The following is a 20,357-nucleotide window of genomic DNA, read 5'->3' as shown; positions in this document are numbered from 1 at the left end:
CGGGTTTATGGCCGATAATCGTGAAGCCAGAAAGCAGTCTATCAAGCTCGCATTGAGTCAGGGTAAACACGTCATTTTTCTCTTTTGACGGCCATTTATACTTGGCTTTTTCAAGGCGTTTATACCAAAGTGCAAAGCCTGTTTTATCCCAGTACAACACTTTGATTTTGTCGCGCTGTTTATTGGTAAACAGGAATAGTGCGCCGCTTCCCAAGGGTAAATCGGTGTCACTTTCGATAATCGCCGCGAGGCCATTGATGGACTTTCTAAAATCGACACTCTCACGATACAGATAAATATCTGGTGCACTTAGCATATGTTTCATGACAAGGCTCCAATGAGTTCTGCCAGGTAGGCAGCGGGCGTGCCTTGAGGAATACTCAGCTCAACGTCGTTGACAAAAAGTGTCATATTCGCGGTAGGTATTTGCGTCATATGGTAACGTGTTGTCTGCTCTACAACGTTTGCTTTGACGAAGCCGTTAGTCTGTGGTGTTTGAAGGTGTGTTAACTGTTGGCGTTTGGCATGAAACGTGGAAAGACTTAATCCGTGATGTTCACAAAAAGCACGTTGAGTGAGTTGGCTGGATTCATAACACTCAAACAAAGTCTGCCATTCTTGATTGGTACGTCGTGTTGCCATTTTAAATCTCCTTTGGATTGGAGATTTGATCTTATTCTTCGAGTAAAGTGATTAGAATGCGGTGTTTATGGCACGCTTACAAACCAAAGACAAAACCCTAGTATTTAAATAGGCCGATTACAATAATGAAACTCATATTCTTAAGAAATAAAAAAAGCCGACGTATTTAACGTCGGCTTAATATTTACTTTATCGTTAAAGGCTACTTGATAGATCGAGCTAGCTGAGTCGTTAACTCATCCACACCTTTAGACAGTGCTTCCACTTGCGCTGAATAACCATCTTTTGTTAATGGTACGCGGAACGAAAATGGATGTACGGTTTGTAAATCCCCGTTACCATTAATCAATAACCATTCACCTGCTATTTCAGCAACACCGCTATAGACACCATTAAACTGGTTAATACGCACCTGTAAGCGTGGTATACCCGCAGTAGACAATGTCGGTGTTAGCTGTGTTGCCCAAAACTGAGTTTGTTTTTGACGTAAATCAAATGTAATTCGACGCGTTAACTGCGTACTCAGTGATTCACCCCAAAGATTTTGCTGTGCTTCAACAATTTCAGTTGGGCTGGTTTGGTAAACTAAACCGGTACCAGCAAGATGTGCGGCTACTTCAACAGGGCGAACAATTAACAACGATTTATTACTAATGTTATGTGCAGTATTTGCACTGGTTGGCATCGGTAACATATATGTTTTTAGTGCAGTCTCTGTTGAGCTACATCCTGTTCCAGCAAGCACTACCGCTGCAATTAATAACCACTTTTTCATTATTTACGGCCTCCCAGTGGAATAGGATCTTTCGCTTTCTCATCACCAAACACTAATGAATTTGGCTTCTCATTTAATTGACGAAGAACTGGTTTTAATTCCGTCATCACTTGTTCAAACTGCTCAAGCGAACTCTGTAAGCTTTGATATGGTGCTGAGTTTGGGCTAAACCCATTAAGTGTTGCTTGGATTTCTTTTAAACTCGCTTTGATATCAGATGGCAATGTCTGAGTATCTTTTTGCTTGAGAATTCGATCCAGATCCTTTGTTACCTTAGCTGCTGAATTCATTGTTTTCTCAGATGCCTTTAGAGTCGCTGTCATTGAGTTCAATGTATCTTCAATCGGCAATTTATTAAACTTCGTCAGCATGCTAGTTAATTGCTTTTGTACTTCAGCAAGATCGCCCGTTTTAGTCGGGAACACATCATATCCATCATACTTCATTGCTTTTTCAGGTTTCTCATCTTTATATACATCGGTTCCGATGTATAAGGCTCCTGTTAATAAGCTACCAGGCTTTAATGTTGCTCGGAGTCCTTTTTGAAATTCTTTTTCAAAATTCGCACGAAGACCAGCTAGCGTTCCTTCATTGCTATGATTGTAAACACGCCCCAGATCAATACGCACTAGAACAGGGATCTGTTCGCTGGTAAATCCTTCTTCACTCGTTGGTAAACGAAGTGGTACTTTTTTTACTGTACCTATTTGAATACCGCGATATTCAATGGGTGCACCGGCTTTTAACCCACGAATAGATTCTTTAAACAACATTACGAATTTAAGACTCTTATCGTACATTTTTTGACGATAATCTTTCTCACTATTATACAGTCGATAATGTGTTAATTGCTTATTTTGAACGACACCTTGCTCATCAGAGGGGGTTTGGAAAGTTACGCCACCTGTAATTAACGATTCCAATGATCCAATCTTGACGTTAAAACCTTCTGCACTCATTTGTACATTCATGCCGGACTGCATAATAAAATTACTAGTAGTGCGTACTAATCGATTATAAGGTTCGAAAATAAATAATTGATAATTTGCCAATTTACTATTGATATCAAAGTTTGTTTTTTCTACGCGACCAACCGTAAAACCGTCATATAGCACAGGATCACCAACACTTAATTTACCAGCTTGATGACTTGTTAACACAACACGTAAGCCTTGAGCATCAGCAGGGGCAACTGGCGGTACTTCCAGCGCTTTAAATTGATATTTATTATCTTTACCTTGACCGGGTTGCATTTCTATATAGGCCCCAGAAAGAAGCGTATCTAAACCAGATACACCTTCTTTCCCAATACGAGGTTTAACGACCCAGAACTTGGTATCATTTTTTAACATGCGCTCAGTATCATTATCCATCTGAGCGGTAACCGTAATATAGCTATAGTCCTCACTGAGCTGTACTTTGGTTACTACACCAACCTTCACATTTAGAGATTTAATCGCGGTTTTACCCACTTCAATGCCTGAAGCATTAGGAAGGCGGATCGTTATTTCAGGCCCTTTGCTATTAAGATATTGAACAAACATCCAAATACCAATAGCAAGAGCTACAACGGGAATAATCCAGATTGCAGATACTTGCTTAAGGTTTTGTACTTTAGCCTGATATGGCTGGTTATAACTCATTTTCTGTTTCTCGTTAATACTGGCTAGTGACTACTGATTAGATTCAGTAGTCTTTAACTCTGAACCATGATTAATTTTACTTTTTTCACCCCAAAACACCCGAGGATCGAAACTCATTGCCGATAACATGGTAAATACCACCACTGTTGCAAAGCAGATTGCAGCAGGTCCTGGTGAAATAGCCATTAAGTTTTTCAACTGCACAAGTGCAACTAATATCGCGACGACAAAAATATCAACCATAGACCAGCGACCGATAAATTCTGTCATGCGATAAATTTTTAAACGTTTTACAGACTCTCGTGTTGAGTCATTTGGCTTTTTACCCGCACAGTAATAAAGCCATACTAACGCTAACATTTTCACCATAGGAATGAAGATACTGGCAATAAAGATCACCAACGCGATTGGCCAAGACCCCATTTTCCATAACATCACCACACCACCCATGATGGTTGAACCTTCAGTTTGTCCTAAGCTAACGGTGTACATCATAGGATACAAATTTGCCGGAATATAAAAAATAATCGAAGCAATTAAGTAAGCCCATGAATACTGTAATGAATGTATAGGGTTGAAATCATGAAGCTTGCTTTCACAGCGAATACATTTGGCATGATGGTTATCAGGCAGAGGGTTTATTTGGTTACAAACATGGCATCCCACATGATTATTCGATAAATGTGTATCGCCATCATGTACCCCCTCTATATGTTTCATTGCAAAAAACTGATCCCACAACCATGTTCGATCAACTAACGAAACACATTTCACAACCAAAACGCTGTAAATACAGAATGCCCAAAATGAGTAACCTATACCAATATGTGCTAAAGCTGAAATTTTAACCAAACTTACTAGTACGCCAATGAGAAACACATCCACCATTAGCCAAGGTTGAATCTTAAATAAGATACGACACAATAGTTTTATAGTTTTAGGGTTACCACTTACATACCCTATATGTTTAACATGCTCTGCACGATAATAGAGATACATTACCAACATGATGTAAACCGCAGGAAAAACCAATACGGTTAACATCAGAAGTAATGCAAGAAAGCTATTTTCAAAATGCTGTAATGTTTCCGCTGCATTAAGCAGCATGATTTGTTGCCCCATTCCATTCACGCTAAATGAGAGAAAAGGGAAAGAAAGGCTGAGTACCAACATAATCAAACATGCAAGACCGTACGCTAAAGGGCGATGAAATGGCATGATGATACTTTTAGCTAAGGTATGCCCACAGCGAGGACAGCTCGCTTTTTGTCCATCTTTGATATCAGGGATATCGACTACCAATCCGCATTCTTCGCAAGCGATCATCAATTCTGATGGAATTTGTTGCTGTGGCGTTTGTGTTGTCATCGTTAATTTCTTTTTATCGCTACTCTTACTGAATCGTACTGTACTATTGAATACATTTAATAAATGTTAAAACAGCGAGCTAAAGTAAGAGTATTGTTGCTTAGACAAAACCTAAACATACTAAATATAAACAGGCGCGTATTGTCTGCCTTCATTGCATTTAGAGCAAGAAACTTTAAGTTAGTAAAATAAAAAAAGCCTTATTTTTAATACAAATACATATTTAAAACATCGTATTATAACAAGAAAATGAGAAATATACGTAAAATTTATGTGGATTTAACTCAAATACAATTTTTCAGTATTCTTTGCACAGATAACATCATTTAAATGAATACCCCTAATATCATGGGTCCACCATGTTACGGTTACTTTCCCCCACTCTAAAACAAGGGTTGGATGATGAAATTCTTCTTCAGCTAAATGCGACACTTTATTGCTAAATTCCCACGCTTGTTTGTAATTACTGAATTTAAATGTACGAGTTAAGCGATTTACACCGTTAGGATTAATAATTTGCCATTCCGGTAATGACGCCATGTATTCAGCTAAAACTTCATCACTTAATTTTGGTGAACCTGAATGGCATGCTTCACATTTCAATTTATCTAAACTCGTCATTGATAGTTTCCTTTTAAGTGAAAATGGCAGTGCGTAATCCTTTTCGCTGTGCTTCTGCTACTAATCCGAAAATATCTTGATTAGTAACTTGGTAAAGTTGCTCCATACTTTGTAATACAAAATATTTAGGCTGTAATATGTCAATTCGATATGGCGTTCTCATTACCTCTATAGGATCAAAAGCAACACGTTGCGGAATGGTACTGACTGTCGCGTAATGTGTTTCTTGTGGCGATGATAAAATACCGCCACCATAAACTTGGTATTTACCATTTTGATTTAGCAAACAAAATTCAACCGTAAACCAGTATAGTCTAGCTAAATAAACTCGTTCCTCATGCGTTGCTTTTACACCGAGTTTTCCATAAAAATGTGTAAATTGTGCAAAATATGGATTGGTGAGCATTGCGCAATGTCCAAATACTTCATGAAAAAAATCAGGTTCTTGTAAATAATCTATATCAGCCTTTGTACGAATAAAGGTAGCAACAGGAAATTGTTTGAGGGCAAGTAAAGAAAAGAAATGATCAAAACTTATTAAGGCAGGCACAGCGACGCATTGCCAACCTGTGGTATCAAGTAATACTCGATTTATTTCTTTTAATTGAGGGATATGATCGTAAGGTAGATCTAATTCAGTTAAACCCGCTAAATACTCATCACATGCCTTTCCTTGCACACAATGAAGTTGGCGAGTTATAAGATGATGCCAAATGGCATCTTCTTCTTCACTCCAAGTAATAACCCCATTACGATCAACAGGCTTTGAGACATAGCGGTGCGCTGTCGGATTACTACTCTGATTCTTTTGCATAATAGCCTCCGTTTATAACTAACCACCAACCGACACTATTATTTTTATTATTAACTCTATAAATATTAGAAGTGATCCTTGCTATCAGCCATTTTTATCACTAAAAAAACAGGCTTTAATGCCTAATTTGACTAACATTAACCAAATTGATGATGCAAAAAATGTAAACAAGAATGAACATCTTAAATTCTGCTTCTTATCAAGAATATTGCGATTTCTGCACTTTCAACCACAGTTAAATGATAGTAATAGTAAATAATGAGGCAAGGAATGCATAAATGGTTTCAGTTTCCAATTATTGAAGGGCTATCAAGCAAACAAGCACATTGTGACTTACCTAATGACAGTTTCGAACGTGAATGCGGTCGAGAAGGTTTTTTTGGCCCTGCAACTCACATGTACCATAAACACCCGCCTACAAGCTGGGTGTCATGGTGTGGTAAACATAAACCAAGAGCTTTTGATGCTTTAGCTTTGGCCCAAATTGGTGATACACCTTGGGATGCACCACTATTACTATCGAATGGCGATATTAAACTGCGTGTATGGCAAACCAATAAAAGTATGGATCATCTGGTGCGAAATGGTGACGGTGACGAATTATTATTTGTTCATCAAGGTAGCGGAGATTTGTACTGTGATTATGGTCATCTGCCTTTTAATGAAGGTGATTATCTTGTGCTTCCTCGCTCTACAACATGGCGAATTGAAACGTCCAGCACTGTTACTTTGTTGATGATTGAAGCAACCAATAACAGTTTTAAAAGTGTTGATCATGGTATAGTCGGTGAACATGCTCTCTTTGACCCCGCAATACTTGAATACCCCAAGATTAATGCTGCATTTAAAGCACAACAAACAGAAGATAATTGGCAGGTATTCTTAAAAGCACGTAACCAAATTAATACAATTTGCTACCCGTTTAATCCGTTAGATAGCATAGGCTGGAAAGGTAATCTAACTGTAATAAAACTTAATTGGCGTGACATTCGCCCACTCATGAGCCATAGATATCACCTTCCACCATCAGCACATACTACCTTTGTCAGTGATAATTTTATTGTATGTACCTTTGTTCCTCGCCCCGTTGAAAGTGATCCTAACGCTTTAAAAGTGCCATTTTTTCACAGTAACAATGACTACGATGAAGTGATTTTTTATCACCGTGGCGATTTTTTCAGTCGAGACAATATTAAACCAGGCATGATCACGTTCCATCCTTATGGATTTCCACATGGCCCTCACCCTAACGCTTTAACAATAAGCCAACAAGCACCTAAAACATTTATCGATGAAGTTGCGGTAATGGTAGATAGTCGAAACCCTCTCGATATTGCACGCAATGTTAGTGAAGTTGAATTACATAATTATGTAGCGTCATGGCAACACCATGAATACCCTGACAAACAATAAAAAGTAAGGATAACAACAATGAAACTTGCTTCGTTACAACAAGGTAGAGATGGAAAGCTCATTGTCGTTTCTCGCGATCTTAAATGGGCGATATCAGCTCAACATATTGCCACTACTATGCAATATGCACTGGATCATTGGACAGATGTCGAACCCATTCTTAATGATCTTTATCACGCACTTAATAGAAAAGTGCTTGAGAATCGTTTTATTTTTCAGCCAATGCAATGTGCATCTCCCCTTCCTCGCGCTTTTCAATGGGCAGATGGTAGTGCCTATGTTAATCATGTTGAGTTGGTGCGCAAAGCAAGAGGTGCTGAAATGCCAGCAAGTTTTTGGCAAGATCCTTTAATCTACCAAGGTATGTCAGATAAGTTTCTAAACCCCACACAGCCCATCGAAATTGAAGATCTTAATTGGGGAGTTGATTTTGAAGCTGAAATAGCCGTTATTACAAATGATGTCCCGATGGCAACAAACGTAGTAAATGCAGAGAAACACATTAAACTCTTAATGCTTGTTAACGATGTATCTCTAAGAAATTTAATCCCAACAGAACTGGCTAAAGGCTTTGGTTTTTTTCAATCAAAACCTTCATCGGCTTTTTCTCCTGTCGCGGTAACACCTGATGAGTTAGGCGATTCATGGAAAGAGAATAAGATCAATAATCGACTTTATGTCCATTTAAATCAGCAGCTATTTGGTAACCCCAATGCAGGGGTTGATATGACGTTTAACTTTGCCCAATTAATTCATCATGCTGCCAAAAGTCGTCCACTAACTGCTGGCACAATCATTGGTTCAGGAACGGTTTCTAACGTAGATAGATTATCTGGTTCTTGTTGTATTGCTGAAAAACGGATGCTGGAAATTCTAGAACAAGGCGAGCCTCAAACCCCCTTTATGCAATACGGTGATAGCGTAAAAATAGAAATGTTTGATGCAGATAAACATTCTATTTTTGGGGCTATTGAACAAGCCGTTATTCCCTTTGTTAAGCATTAAGCTCAAGTACATTCATTACTCACAGAGAGTTGAATTATGGCATTTACCCTATATGATTACTTTCGCTCATCAGCCTCATATCGAGTAAGAATTGCCTTAAACATTAAGCAATTAGATTACAACTGCGTGCCGATCTCGCTGCTTGATAATCAACAAAACAGCCGCCAATACAAAAACATTAATGCTACGGGTTTATTGCCTACACTTGAGCATAACCAATGTTACATATATCAATCTCTCGCGATTATCGAATATCTTGAGCAATACTATCCAACGCCAAGTTTGCTGCCTTGTAACTCCATAGAAAGTGCACAATGCCGAGCCTTTGCGTTATCCATCGCTTGTGATATACACCCGTTAAATAACTTACGTGTACTCAAGTATTTAGAACGAAAATTAACACTTACAGCCGAACAAAAACAACAATGGTATCACCACTGGATAGATCAAGGTTTTACAGCACTGGAACAGCAGCTTGCTAGTAACAATAACCATGAAAAGTTCTGTTTTGGACTTGCCCCAACCTTAGCCGATATATTTTTGATCCCTCAAGTGTACAACGCCCGACGTTTTAATCTCGATTTATCCAAATTTCCAATCATTAACACCATAGAAAAACACTGTAACCAGCTTGAGCCTTTCATCAAAGCAGCGCCTCATCTTTAATTATTCAGCAAAAAATAGAGCATTAGAAAAAAGACGGAGAACGTACCAATGACTGATGATTATAAGCAATGTCTCTGGAAGCCAAGTCGAAAGCGCATTCAAAACAGTTTGCTGTATCAATTTATGGTGCAAATCAGCGAACAACACAAACGCCTATTTCATGATTATACGCAATTGCACCGTTGGTCAATAAAACATAGCGACCAATTCTGGCAACAACTATGGCAATTTTGTAATGTGGTTGGCAGCCAAGGTGAACAAGTTGTCTATTGCCCAACAAACAGCCCTATTCCTAATAAAGATAAACGCTGGTTTCCTGATGCCACTCTCAATTTCGCTGAAAATCTACTTGCTTACAGCACGAAGCTAAACCAACAGGATGCAATTGTTTTTTATAACGAACACAGTTTTAAAGACAAAAATAAGCAACACGCCCAACAGCGGCTATCTTGGCAACAACTCCACCAGCAAGTAGCAATGGTTGCACAGTATTTACAACAACAAGGGGTACAAAAAGGCGATGTGGTTGCCGCTTATATGCCGAATATTCCACAAACAGTTATTGCTATGTTAGCGACCACCTCTTTAGGTGCAGTATGGACATCTACTTCTCCTGATTTCGGGGCTGAAAGTCTAGTTGAACGCTTTAGTCAAACCCAACCTAAAGTTATTTTTACTACTGATGGTTATATTTATAACAACAAAACAATAACCAGTTTAACCACATTATCAGAGGCTTTATCTTCTCTTCCTAGTATCAAAAAGTTAATTGTTTACCCTTATATAAACCAAAAGCCTATCGACAAACTACTGTTACAAAGTGCTTCCTTACCTTCTCATATCACCGTGACTGTATGGCAAGAAATGGAAGATGTTGCTCGTCGTCCTGAATTAACGTTTACTCCTACTTCCTTTGATCATCCGTTGTATATTTTGTATTCATCAGGAACAACAGGGAAACCCAAGTGTATTATTCACTCTGTCGGTGGAACACTTTTAAATCACATGAAAGAGCACCAATTACACTGCAATATTAAACCTACCGATCCTATTTTTTATTTTACGACTTGCGGTTGGATGATGTGGAACTGGTTAGTAAGTGGCTTGGCGTCAGGTGCAACACTCGTCTTATATGATGGCTCCCCTTTATACCCAGATCCTTACCAATTTTGGAAAATGGCAGACAGAGAGAATCTATGCTTATTTGGCACTTCCGCCAAATATTTAGAGACCATAGAAAAAATGAATATCACACCTAAGGATAACGTGACATTGTCACAACTCGATATCATTTGTTCTACAGGTTCAGTACTCGCGCCCGAACAGTTTGATTATGTCTATAAACAAATCAAACAAGATATCCAGCTTTCATCGATTGCAGGCGGTACAGATATTTGCGGTTGCTTTGCCATTGGAAACCCAATTGGCGAGGTGTGGCGTGGGGAGTGCCAAGTCAAAGCCTTAGCGATGGACGTTAATGTATTTAATCATGCAGGAGAAGCGATCTTTGATACATGCGGTGAACTTGTCTGTTGCAACAGTTTTCCCAATCAACCTATCGCATTTAGCCAAGATCCAAAGGGAGAAAAATATTTTCAGGCTTACTGGAATACCTATCCCAACACTTGGCACCATGGCGATTATGTCAGTATGTCTCATCACGGTGGACTTACCTTCTATGGGCGCTCTGATTCAATATTAAATCCGGGGGGGATTCGTATTGGTACCGCTGAAATTTATCGTCAAGTAAATCCGTTTCATGAAGTCGTCGATTCTGTTGTTGTTGGACAGCAGTACCAAAACGATGTTCGAATCGTTCTTTTTGTTCAATTAAAACAAGAGCTAATGCTCGATAACATCTTAATAAATCGTATAAACACGCGACTGCGCAGTCAGTGCTCGCCTCATCATGTCCCAGCAAAAATATTACAAGTCTCTTCTATACCCAGAACTAAGTCAGGGAAGATAGCAGAAAAAGCGGTGAGAGATGCCATACATCAACGAAATATTGTAAACACGAGTGCTATCGCCAACCCAGAAAGTTTAGAACAGTATAAAAATAGAGCTGACTTAAAATGATAATAAGTACAAGAAACAAGTAGATTTTTACTTTCACAAAACCACTTAGGCATTGCTTGTATATTTGGTTGGGATAAGAAATAAATATTTATAAAGTTCGTAAGTATTAATACGATCTAAGTATATCTTCTACTCATTTAGCACAGCATCAATTACTTCTTTTATTTCATCGCTAGAAAAGCCTTTACTTGATAAATAACCATAAGCTTTACTCTTTTCTTTAAAGTCTGTGAGATCGAAGCGTTTCTTGGCTAACGCTTGTTGGCAATTGTAATAAAAATCAATCTCGCCTGATTCGATTAATTCATCAAGTACGGTATCCAGTTCTGATATATCTACATATTTCATTTTTAGCTCATGCGCGATTAACGAGCGCCCTTTTAACTTTTTAGCAAGCTTGATCACTTCAGCTTCAAGGTTAGCGTTTTTACCTTTAATTTGCGCTTTCGTCAGCAAGGTATTTGAAGCACTGTGTTCTGCAATACCGCGAGAAATATCACCCATGCTATAACCACGTTTTAATAAATCATTGACGACTTTTTCTGCTGATGTGGTTGAAAAGTCTTTGAAGCGTGCTAATCGAGTATTGATCATCGATTGCTCACAGATCGCCATTCGCTGCATAGTTTCCGTGATAACTTGCTCAATAGTGAGTTCATCAATACCTTTAATTTTTAACTTTTGTTGTATGTATTTTCGGCCGTATTGGCTACTAAAGGCTAACTCACAGAAATGTATGGAAAATGCATAGTCGCTTTTGAGATAACCATAACTTTTCATTTGTTTAAGTACAGTTTCAACCCACTCTTTATTCTCTGTTTTTGCTTCAAGTTTTTTGCGTAATTCATATTCGGAGTGATCACGCAGATTTAAGTGGTAAATAGCACTATTAATAACGTTTTGAATAGTAGAAGCAGGATAAGGTTTTTTCATACTGTATTGGGGAATGGCTAGAAGTTATAGTTATAATAACAGCTTATACATGCTTAAATGAAGTCGTTGACGAACTCTATTCTGAGTCAGAACATGCGTAAACTTCTGTAGGTGCTTGTAGTTGTAATTTAAGCCAAATACAAGGCCAACATGTGATGCCATCCACTTCTGTTCACCAGTCTTACGAGCTGTACCTACGAACACATCTTGGTCTAAAGATGTTAGTTTCCATTATGTAGCCATATCTAATAGGTTAACGAAGAAATTATTTGTTAATACTTCTTTATGCTCAGTGAACACACCGTATTCGCTATTATCATAGTTAGCGACAATTTAGTCTGATGACTAACCAACGTTAATGTTGACACTATTGCCCATGTTAACTCTCCCTCCCATATTTAAGTTAGTCGCTGTTGAGGTACTAAGAGTCACTTGGTGAAAGCTGGTATCAAGAAAGCAACTGCCACATCCAGTATCAACAAGATCACCTACTCGCGCTAGATTTATGCCAGAAAGGTTCGAAGCTCTTGTTGATTGCGCGGCAACGGGCCCCTTTCCATTGCAGCTTTTAATGCCACATGGACAGGTAGAGATATCTCCAACAAGAGAAACCATTTGACCATTAATAACGACACCACCGTGTCCGGTAATAACACCACCACTCGTGGTTGTTATTGTGCCAACGGTTATAACATCGTTATTCATGTTTTCATACAATAGAAGTTATTTATATTGCTACAATTCAGTGTTGGGCAATAATTTGCTCAATTGCATTTAAACGATGTTTAATTTTTCAATTTGTGATTGAACATTTCTTTTATTTTTCCATAAACAGCCGATTTATTAATTTTAAAAATTAATATCACCATAGAATCACATAAATAATATTTTATTATTTTTTTGAGAAATCACATTGCTTATATAATATAATAAGAATATTAAGTCTTCGACATTGTTTCCATTATTGATTTTTATAAATTACAAATTAACTGGTAAAAAGTAAAATTATTTTAAGATTTCTTAATATTATTGGAATATTTATGTTTAAAAAAAACAACCTTTTGCCCATTGCTATAAGTTTCGCAATTTTACCATTATCGGGTTTGTTGCAAGCACAAACGTTACAAAATAACTTAAGCACCATTAATTATAATCAAACTGAAGTAATCGATGTTAATTTCGATGGAGAAGTAACGTCAGATAATTTATACCTTCAGATGAATAGTGCTATCGCAACATTAAATGGTAAAAAAGATAATACTAAGCTGATCCTTCATGTACCTGGTGGAAAACATATTTTAAGTAGTCGTGTTATAAATCATACCAAGGGTGTCATTTCGTTAGATCAAACTGTTTATGGCAACCGTATTTTTGAACTACAAGGAAGTACAAATAAACATAATCCAACTAAGCTATATATAGATCAAAGTGCATATTTTGAACATACTATATTTGGTAACTCACCAAGTAATTTTACATTCAGCCACCTAGAATTTCACCGGACTGGAAAAACAATGTCTGAAGGTATTATTACAGATGTTGGTAAGGGGTATGTTGATATAAAGCTATTAGATGGGTTTCCTGAAATTGGTTCTATATACAATGATGGAATCCCAGGTGGACGCTATCTGAGGTTAATTACTGACGATATCAATAACCCTGAAATATCACCTGTAGATCAAGGGCAAGAGCCTTGGGGAAGAGATAACCATAATGATCACTATCTAGCTCCAGAAGCACTAGATGCTCCTCTGAATAGAAACTGGCGTATATTCATAGCGAACCCTGATAAAACTTTAACATCAAGGGGCTATAAAAAAGGACTATGGGTAGCCGTAAAATCAAAATCTTATAACTATGCTTATAATTTCCAAGGAATGTCTACCAATATCACTTTCGATCATGTTGATTTTTATGATAGTACGATGGGACAAATGCACGGTGGAGCCAAAAACATTACATTAAAGAATGTCAAATTTGGTCGAGGAGATCGGGTTAATGGTGTCGTTCCTGCTTTTGCTTCAAGTGCTGGTGGGCCGCAGTTCGTAGGATACGAAGACGGTAACAAATATGAAAATATCCTGCTTGATCATGTTTGGCTTGAATATACGGGTGATGATAACTTTTCAGCCCAAGCAGCATCACAGGGAAGTAGCTTTAAATTAGATCACGTATATTCTAAAGGTGCTTTTGCTCGTTTATTACTTGCAAATAAAGATGCATTTGGTGTTTGCCTTACTGACTCTGTGGTTCTTAATGGGCAACCCGCAGTAGTACATGAAGCAATTAATAAAGATATAGAGCATTTTGAGTTTAAAGAAATGTTTTCTGTTTGCCAGGATTAATCATCTACTAGCTTCTCTTTAATATTAAGGCTGAAGAAACTTTCAGCCTTAGTATTTTCTAAAAAAGATTCAGGTAAATATATTTTTCAATTTACCGAGGACGTATTTAATTTTTATAAATATTTATTATTCTAATACATTTTTGATTTCATAACTAAAAGATTTTGCTAGATAGATAACCATATGCTTTGCTCTTTTCTTTAATTTTGCTTCAAGATTTTTGCAAATTTCATATTGTTAGTGATCACAAAGATTTAAGTGGTAAATCGCACTATTAATGCATATGAATAGTAAAAGCAGAATAAAGTTTTTTATACAGTATCAGGGAATATCTATAAGTTATCGTTATAATAAAGTTTATAAACGCTTAAATGAAAAAGAGGCCCCCATTGAGTACCTCTTTAATTTTGATGTTAGCTTTCTATTTCATACTTCAGATAAGTGTTAATAGCTTTGCGTTTTGCTTAGTGATGAAGATCAAAACGGTCAGCGTCCATAACTTTCACCCAAGCATTAACGAAGTCATTGACGAATTTCTCTTCTGAATCAGAACATGCGTAAACTTCTGCAAGTGCACGTAATTGTGAGTTAGAACCAAATACTAGGTCAACACGTGATGCCATCCACTTCTGCTCGCCAGTCTTACGATCTGTACCTACGAAGACATCTTGGTCTACAGATGTTGGTTTCCACTGTGTTGCCATGTCTAGTAGGTTAACGAAGAAATCATTAGTTAATGCTTCTTTGCGCTCAGTGAACATGCCGTATTCGCTGTTATCATAGTTTGCACCAAGTACACGCATGCCAGCCACAAGCACTGACATTTCAGGTGCTGTTAGTGTTAGTAGTTGTGCACGGTCTAGTAGTAACTCTTCAGCAGCTACTGTGAATTTCGCTTTTTCGAAGTTACGGAAACCATCAGCGATTGGCTCAAGAACAGCAAATGATTCTACATCTGTCTCTTCTTGTGATGCATCCATACGGCCAGGTGTAAATGGTACTGTGATATCACGGCCTGCATTTTTAGCAGCCATTTCCACACCCACGCCACCAGCAAGTACGATTAAGTCAGCTAGAGATACTGTTTTCTCGAAGTTTGCTTGAATACCTTCAAGTACGTTTAATACTTTTGTTAGTTTCTCTGGTTGGTTAACTTCCCAATCTTTCTGCGGTGCTAGACGAATACGTGCACCGTTTGCACCACCACGCTTATCTGAACCACGGAATGTAGAAGCAGAAGCCCAAGCTGTTGATACTAAATCGCTAATTGATAGACTCGATGCCGCGATTTCTTGTTTAAGTTTTGTAATATCCGAGTCGTTTACTAGCTCGTGATCAACAGCAGGAATTGGATCTTGCCATGTAAACACTTTAGCTGGTACTTCAGGACCAAGGTAACGAGATACTGGCCCCATATCACGGTGTGTTAATTTGAACCATGCGCGTGAAAATGCATCAGCGAACTCCTCTGGGTGTTCGTAGAAGCGACGAGAAATTTTCTCATATACAGGATCTATACGAAGAGACAAGTCAGTAGTTAACATTGTACCGCGGTGCATGCCATCACCAAATGCATCTGGGTACTCTAGCTTACCGTCTTTAGCAATCCATTGATAAGCACCTGCAGGGCTCTTTTCTAATTCCCACTCATGGCTAAATAAGCTATGGAAGAAACCATTTCCCCATTCCGTTGGTGTTGTTGTCCACGTTACTTCTAGACCGCTTGAAATTGTATCAGCTGCGTTACCATTTCCGTAAGTTGATGACCAACCTAACCCCTGTTCTTCAACTGAAGCACCTTCAGGTTCAACACCTACGTATGCTGCATCTGCTGCACCGTGTGTCTTACCGAATGTATGACCACCAGCAATAAGTGCTACAGTTTCTTCGTCGTTCATTGCCATACGTGCAAATGTTTCACGAATATCATGTGCTGCTAGTAGTGGATCTGGGTTACCGTCTGGACCTTCTGGGTTTACGTAAATTAGGCCCATTTGTACTGCTGCTAGTGGGTTTTCAAGGTCGCGTTGTTCACTGTCTTTTTCGTAGCGTGTATCATCAGCAAGCCATGTTTTTTCTTTACCCCAGTAAACATCTAACTCTGGAGCCCAAATGTCTTCACGGCCGCCAGCAAAACCGAATGTTTTGAAGCCCATTGATTCTAACGCAACGTTACCGGTTAGAATAATCAAGTCAGCCCAAGAAATCTTGTTGCCGTATTTTTGTTTAATCGGCCAAATTAGACGACGTGCTTTATCAAGGTTTACGTTATCAGGCCAACTATTTAGTGGTGCAAAACGTTGGTTACCTGTGCTCGCACCGCCACGACCATCAGCCGTACGATAAGTACCTGCACTGTGCCAAGCCATACGAATAAAGAAAGGACCGTAGTGACCGAAGTCTGCTGGCCACCACTCTTGAGAATCTGTCATTAGTTCACGTAAGTCTTGCTTCACCGCTTCAAGATCTAACTTTTTAAATTCCGCAGCATAATCGAAATCTTCACCCATTGGGCTTGATTTACGATCGTGCTGGTGAAGAATGTCCAGTTTAAGTTGGTTAGGCCACCAATCACTTGGAGAAGTGCCATTACCTGGGTTAATTGACGGATTAACCGTATCCGTGTTGTGGAAAGGACATTTAGACATTGGGTGTCACCTCATTATTTTAATTAGTATTATTGTCATTAATTCTTCAGATCTATCCAATATATCCCTAAGGTATTAAATAACAATTAAATAGGTTCGTTAATTTTGAAATTTAAAATTGAGATTTAATTCTTTTTAAGCATTTAATACTCAAATAATTAACAGGACGTCTTCATCTTTAACGAGTACATTAAACTGCACCAAAACAAAATTTTAGATTTGATTTAAATCAAAAAAATTTACTTTAAAAATACAATCTCATTTAATGGCGTAAATTTAAATCAATTGAATGCAAGTAGCTAATACTAAAAATCTATTGATTCAATAGGTGGTAATTATCAAGAGATGAGAAATATAACAGCGTTATTCTTAAAAATAATTTATTTATTATATGGAATCTTTAATCTTATATTTGAGAATAAAAAAAGTGATAACCTAAAAGAATATCACTTTTTTATTTCTATCTTAAGGCTACTTTTTTATTGTTTCAGTAGTCGGTAACAATAGCGATATTTTTAAGCCTCCATCATCTGATCGGCCCGCCTCTACCTGTCCTCCTGTGACTTGCATCGCTTCTTTTACAATGGCAAGCCCTAAACCATAACCACCTGCTGTTTATCTCGTGCACCCTCTATGCGCGTGAACGGATCAAAAATATCTTTTAAATGTTGCTCTGGGATCCCATCACCATCATCTGAAATAGATAACACAACATAAGACTTATCCATGTTCGTTCTTATACTGGTACGAATTGTTATATTTGCTTCACTACCAGCATATTTAATCGCGTTACCTATTAAATTTTTAATTGATCGTATTAGTAATCGCGTATCGGTTTGAACCATTGGTAATGATCTATCAATATCTTTAATTATCGATTGACCATGCGCTTTAAGCTGCAGGCATTGATCAACCGTCGAATCACAGAAGCTTTGTACGTCGACAGGAATAAGATTGATATTCGCTTTCGCATTATCAAATTGACTAAACTCAAGGATCTCTGTGACGAGTTCATTCATCTCTTCTGATTCTTGTTCTAACCGATCCACTAAATGCAAATGCTCAGATGAAGTACGTTTTCGGATTAAATGTAGCGATAGACTATGCCTAGCCAAAGGGGTTCGAAGTTCATGAGAAACATCACGAATTAAACGTCGTTGTTTCTCTGTTAATAATTGTATTTGATTTGCCATATTGTCAAAATCAGTCGCTAATTCATTAAACTCTTTTACTTTATCTCCCATGACATGAGCTACACGCACTGAAAAGTCGCCATTAGCTAAGCTACGACTCGCTTGTCTTAAAGTGTCTAATGGTCGCTGTAAATAGCGTGCGATAATTAACGAAAACATTAAGGTGATCAGAATGGCAATCACTACCTGTATTAAGCCAAAATACAAAGAAAAATATTTAGCCGGATGTAATTCATGAGGTAACAGAACCACTAATTTATTATCATTTTTTATAGGTATCGTAAAAATAGGTTGATTAACACGAGAATCTAAAATTGTATTTAATGGTCGGGCAAATTTAAGTTTAAACTTAAAATGGGGATGCATTATTCGGGTACTTAACTCTTTGTTATCGCTGTTAAGTGCAAATGCATAATATTTTTGTTTGCTCTCCCACTCAGCAAGTCGATGCGGATCACTGTTCTCAGGTAGTAAAGGCTCTACATCTGTCGCCATCTTCATGATATCTTGTTTTACATGTTGAGGAACATGCAATAGGGTTTTAACTAAGGCTATTTCAGCTAAACTCTGTAGGCCTAAGATCAACAAAAGCCCAATAGTAAAGTAGAAAAAAAGACGGAAAACTAAGCTTTGCTTATGCAAAGGAAGTCGATGCTTTCCTTGTACCACATTAGAAACACTCACTTGTTTATACTCCTAAACACTTGCTTCTGTTTTTATCTATAATAAATTAACAATTCAGCCTACCCTAGTCACAAAATATGCGTCAGAGATAGACGATACTGTATTTTTACATGACAATAGTTATAGCGTTTATTGTTTAACATTCTTACGTAAACGCCCCATGAACCCACGGGGCGATATTTGTTAGTGTTTGAGGTTCCAAGGTAGGAGTGCATCGATATCGGGCTCAGCTTTCGCGAGCTCTTTCATGCACTTGACCATGTAGTCGTAGAGGATAAGGCCGTTGGCTTTCGCAGTCTCGACGATGCTGTAAAGCATCGCACTCGCATCAGCACCATTTGGCGTGTTCGAGAACAACCAGTTCTTTCTGCCAATGACCAGCGGTTTAATTGCGCGTTCAGCGCGGTTATTGTCTATCGATAAGTGACCGTCATCGATATAGCGGATCACCTTCGGCCATTGGCCGAGCGTGTATTTTATCGCTTTACCCAGCGGGCTAGACGCTATCACTTGTTGAGATGTCATCCACTCGTACAACTCGTCCAGTATCGGTTTGCTATGCAGTTGACGTTCTGCTTTTCGTGTTTCGACAGTCGCACCTTTTAAGCGCGATTCTATCCCATAGAGCTTCTGGATTTTGGCCAGCGCTTTATCTGCTTTGCCTGACTTACCTTTACCTTGAAGCTTCTTAGCCTCCATGAACTTTCGCCGTGCATGTGCCATGCAGCCAACATTGGTGACGTGATAAAGACCATCATAGGCACCATAGCCATCGGTTTGTAGATAACCACTGTAATCCCCCAAGAAGGCAACAGGGCATGCCCTCGCGCGACTGTTTTGATAGTCGTACAAGGCAATATTCTTCACATTGGGGAGTGCGGCTTCTGGCGAGTCTGCGCCCGAGCAGTAGAGCCACATGTAACACTGTTTTTCTTCCTTGAGAACATTGAGTGGCGTTTCATCCGCCTGGACCACCACTTGTTGAAGTAGGTGCTCTTTTAGAGCGGCATAGAGTGGTTTGAACTTCTCACTAACTTGGATAACCCATCTGGCCATAGTGGTTCGTGATAGCTCGATTCCCGACTGGGTAAACAGCGACTCTTGGCGGTAAAGTGGCATCGCGTACTGGTATTTGCCAAGAATGATGTTGGCAAGCAAGCTTTCTGTGGCAAAGCTCTTCGGGATAATGCTTTGCGGTGCTGGCTTTTGAACGATGTGATTGCTGTCTTCAGTTTGCTCGCACTGGCGGCAAGCATATTTAGGGCGAACATATTCCAGCACTTTGAGTACGGCTGGCGAAAACTCCAGCTTTTCACTGCTGTCTTCACCGATTTTATGCAGGTCATGATTGCAGCATGCACACTGCTTTTCATGGTCGTCTAAATCAAGTTCGATAACTTCACGAGGTAAGGTCTTTGGAAGAGGCTTACGCTTACCGCGTTTCTTCGTTGTGGTTGTGGTGGTCGTCGTAACCTCAACCTCTTCTTCCTTAGCGGCTTCACATTCCGCTTCGTTGAAGAGGTCACCT

The 20,357-nt window shown here is 38.6% G+C and carries 16 protein-coding genes and 1 pseudogene; 5 read left to right on the top strand and 12 right to left on the bottom strand.

Annotated elements, in window-relative coordinates; translation table 11 throughout:
• The 7 genes from tnpB to phhA form a co-directional block, all read right to left on the bottom strand.
• Positions 1-325, bottom strand: a 325-nt coding sequence (gene tnpB, locus SKA34_RS23185) for an IS66 family insertion sequence element accessory protein TnpB (protein ID WP_006645045.1), incomplete at its 3' end; no start/stop codon positions are given.
• Entirely contained in the window at positions 322-642 is a 321-nt protein-coding gene (locus tag SKA34_RS08200; RefSeq protein ID WP_004998436.1) for a hypothetical protein, read from the bottom strand. The genes tnpB and SKA34_RS08200, both read right to left, overlap by 4 nt.
• A gap of 202 nt (positions 643-844) precedes the next feature.
• Positions 845-1,417 (bottom strand): membrane integrity-associated transporter subunit PqiC, encoded by a 573-nt coding sequence (locus SKA34_RS08195; protein ID WP_006645044.1) that lies wholly within the window; start codon positions 1,415-1,417, stop codon positions 845-847.
• Positions 1,417-3,060: an intermembrane transport protein PqiB gene (gene pqiB / locus SKA34_RS08190; protein ID WP_006645043.1), complete on the bottom strand. Its 1,644-nt coding sequence runs from the start codon at positions 3,058-3,060 to the stop codon at positions 1,417-1,419. Before pqiB ends, SKA34_RS08195 begins: the two co-directional genes overlap by 1 nt.
• 30 nt (positions 3,061-3,090) lie before the next feature.
• A complete protein-coding gene (locus SKA34_RS08185; protein ID WP_006645042.1) occupies positions 3,091-4,428 on the bottom strand; it encodes a paraquat-inducible protein A in 1,338 nt (445 codons plus the stop codon).
• Positions 4,429-4,707: 279 nt separating this feature from the next.
• Positions 4,708-5,049: a 4a-hydroxytetrahydrobiopterin dehydratase gene (locus SKA34_RS08180; protein ID WP_006645041.1), complete on the bottom strand. Its 342-nt coding sequence runs from the start codon at positions 5,047-5,049 to the stop codon at positions 4,708-4,710.
• Positions 5,050-5,062: 13 nt separating this feature from the next.
• Positions 5,063-5,863: a phenylalanine 4-monooxygenase gene (phhA, locus tag SKA34_RS08175; protein ID WP_006645040.1), complete on the bottom strand. Its 801-nt coding sequence runs from the start codon at positions 5,861-5,863 to the stop codon at positions 5,063-5,065.
• Positions 5,864-6,133: 270 nt separating this feature from the next.
• On the opposite strand from phhA, the gene SKA34_RS08170 reads away from it, so the two are divergent.
• From SKA34_RS08170 to SKA34_RS08155, 4 genes are read left to right on the top strand one after another with little or no spacing between them, the layout of a single operon-like run.
• Positions 6,134-7,276, top strand: coding sequence for a homogentisate 1,2-dioxygenase (locus SKA34_RS08170; protein ID WP_006645039.1), 1,143 nt, complete (start codon positions 6,134-6,136; stop codon positions 7,274-7,276).
• Positions 7,277-7,294: 18 nt separating this feature from the next.
• Entirely contained in the window at positions 7,295-8,281 is a 987-nt protein-coding gene (locus SKA34_RS08165) for a fumarylacetoacetate hydrolase family protein (RefSeq protein ID WP_006645038.1), read from the top strand.
• 36 nt (positions 8,282-8,317) lie between these two features.
• Entirely contained in the window at positions 8,318-8,947 is a 630-nt protein-coding gene (maiA, locus tag SKA34_RS08160) for a maleylacetoacetate isomerase (protein WP_006645037.1), read from the top strand.
• Positions 8,948-8,995: 48 nt separating this feature from the next.
• On the top strand, positions 8,996-11,026 hold the full coding sequence (locus SKA34_RS08155) for an acetoacetate--CoA ligase (protein ID WP_006645036.1): 2,031 nt from the start codon (positions 8,996-8,998) through the stop codon (positions 11,024-11,026).
• A gap of 129 nt (positions 11,027-11,155) precedes the next feature.
• On the opposite strand, the gene SKA34_RS08150 is transcribed toward SKA34_RS08155, so the two are convergent.
• Together SKA34_RS08150 and SKA34_RS08145 are read right to left on the bottom strand one after the other, a co-directional pair.
• Positions 11,156-11,959: a RecX family transcriptional regulator gene (locus SKA34_RS08150; protein ID WP_006645035.1), complete on the bottom strand. Its 804-nt coding sequence runs from the start codon at positions 11,957-11,959 to the stop codon at positions 11,156-11,158.
• 345 nt (positions 11,960-12,304) lie between these two features.
• Positions 12,305-12,664, bottom strand: a complete 360-nt coding sequence (locus SKA34_RS08145) for a PAAR domain-containing protein (RefSeq protein WP_006645033.1) — start codon at positions 12,662-12,664, stop codon at positions 12,305-12,307.
• A 335-nt stretch (positions 12,665-12,999) separates the two neighbouring features.
• On the opposite strand from SKA34_RS08145, the gene SKA34_RS08140 reads away from it, so the two are divergent.
• On the top strand, positions 13,000-14,304 hold the full coding sequence (locus SKA34_RS08140) for a hypothetical protein (RefSeq protein ID WP_006645032.1): 1,305 nt from the start codon (positions 13,000-13,002) through the stop codon (positions 14,302-14,304).
• A 464-nt stretch (positions 14,305-14,768) separates the two neighbouring features.
• Here SKA34_RS08140 and katG read toward each other — a convergent pair whose 3' ends face one another.
• From katG to SKA34_RS08125, 3 genes and pseudogenes are all read right to left on the bottom strand, one after another.
• The gene (gene katG, locus SKA34_RS08135; RefSeq protein WP_006645031.1) at positions 14,769-16,952 is read right to left on the bottom strand and encodes a catalase/peroxidase HPI; all 2,184 of its coding nucleotides are present in this window, start codon (positions 16,950-16,952) and stop codon (positions 14,769-14,771) included.
• A gap of 471 nt (positions 16,953-17,423) precedes the next feature.
• A pseudogene (locus SKA34_RS08130) lies at positions 17,424-18,787 on the bottom strand (ATP-binding protein).
• Between the two features lie 225 nt (positions 18,788-19,012).
• A partial coding sequence (locus SKA34_RS08125) for an IS66 family transposase (RefSeq protein WP_006645028.1) occupies positions 19,013-20,357 on the bottom strand: 1,345 nt, incomplete at its 5' end.

Origin of the sequence: Photobacterium sp. SKA34 (assembly GCF_000153325.1) — a bacterium.
GTDB lineage: Bacteria > Pseudomonadota > Gammaproteobacteria > Enterobacterales > Vibrionaceae > Photobacterium.
Note: the sequence above shows the minus strand (reverse complement) of the source record. Positions and strands in the feature narration are given on the sequence as shown.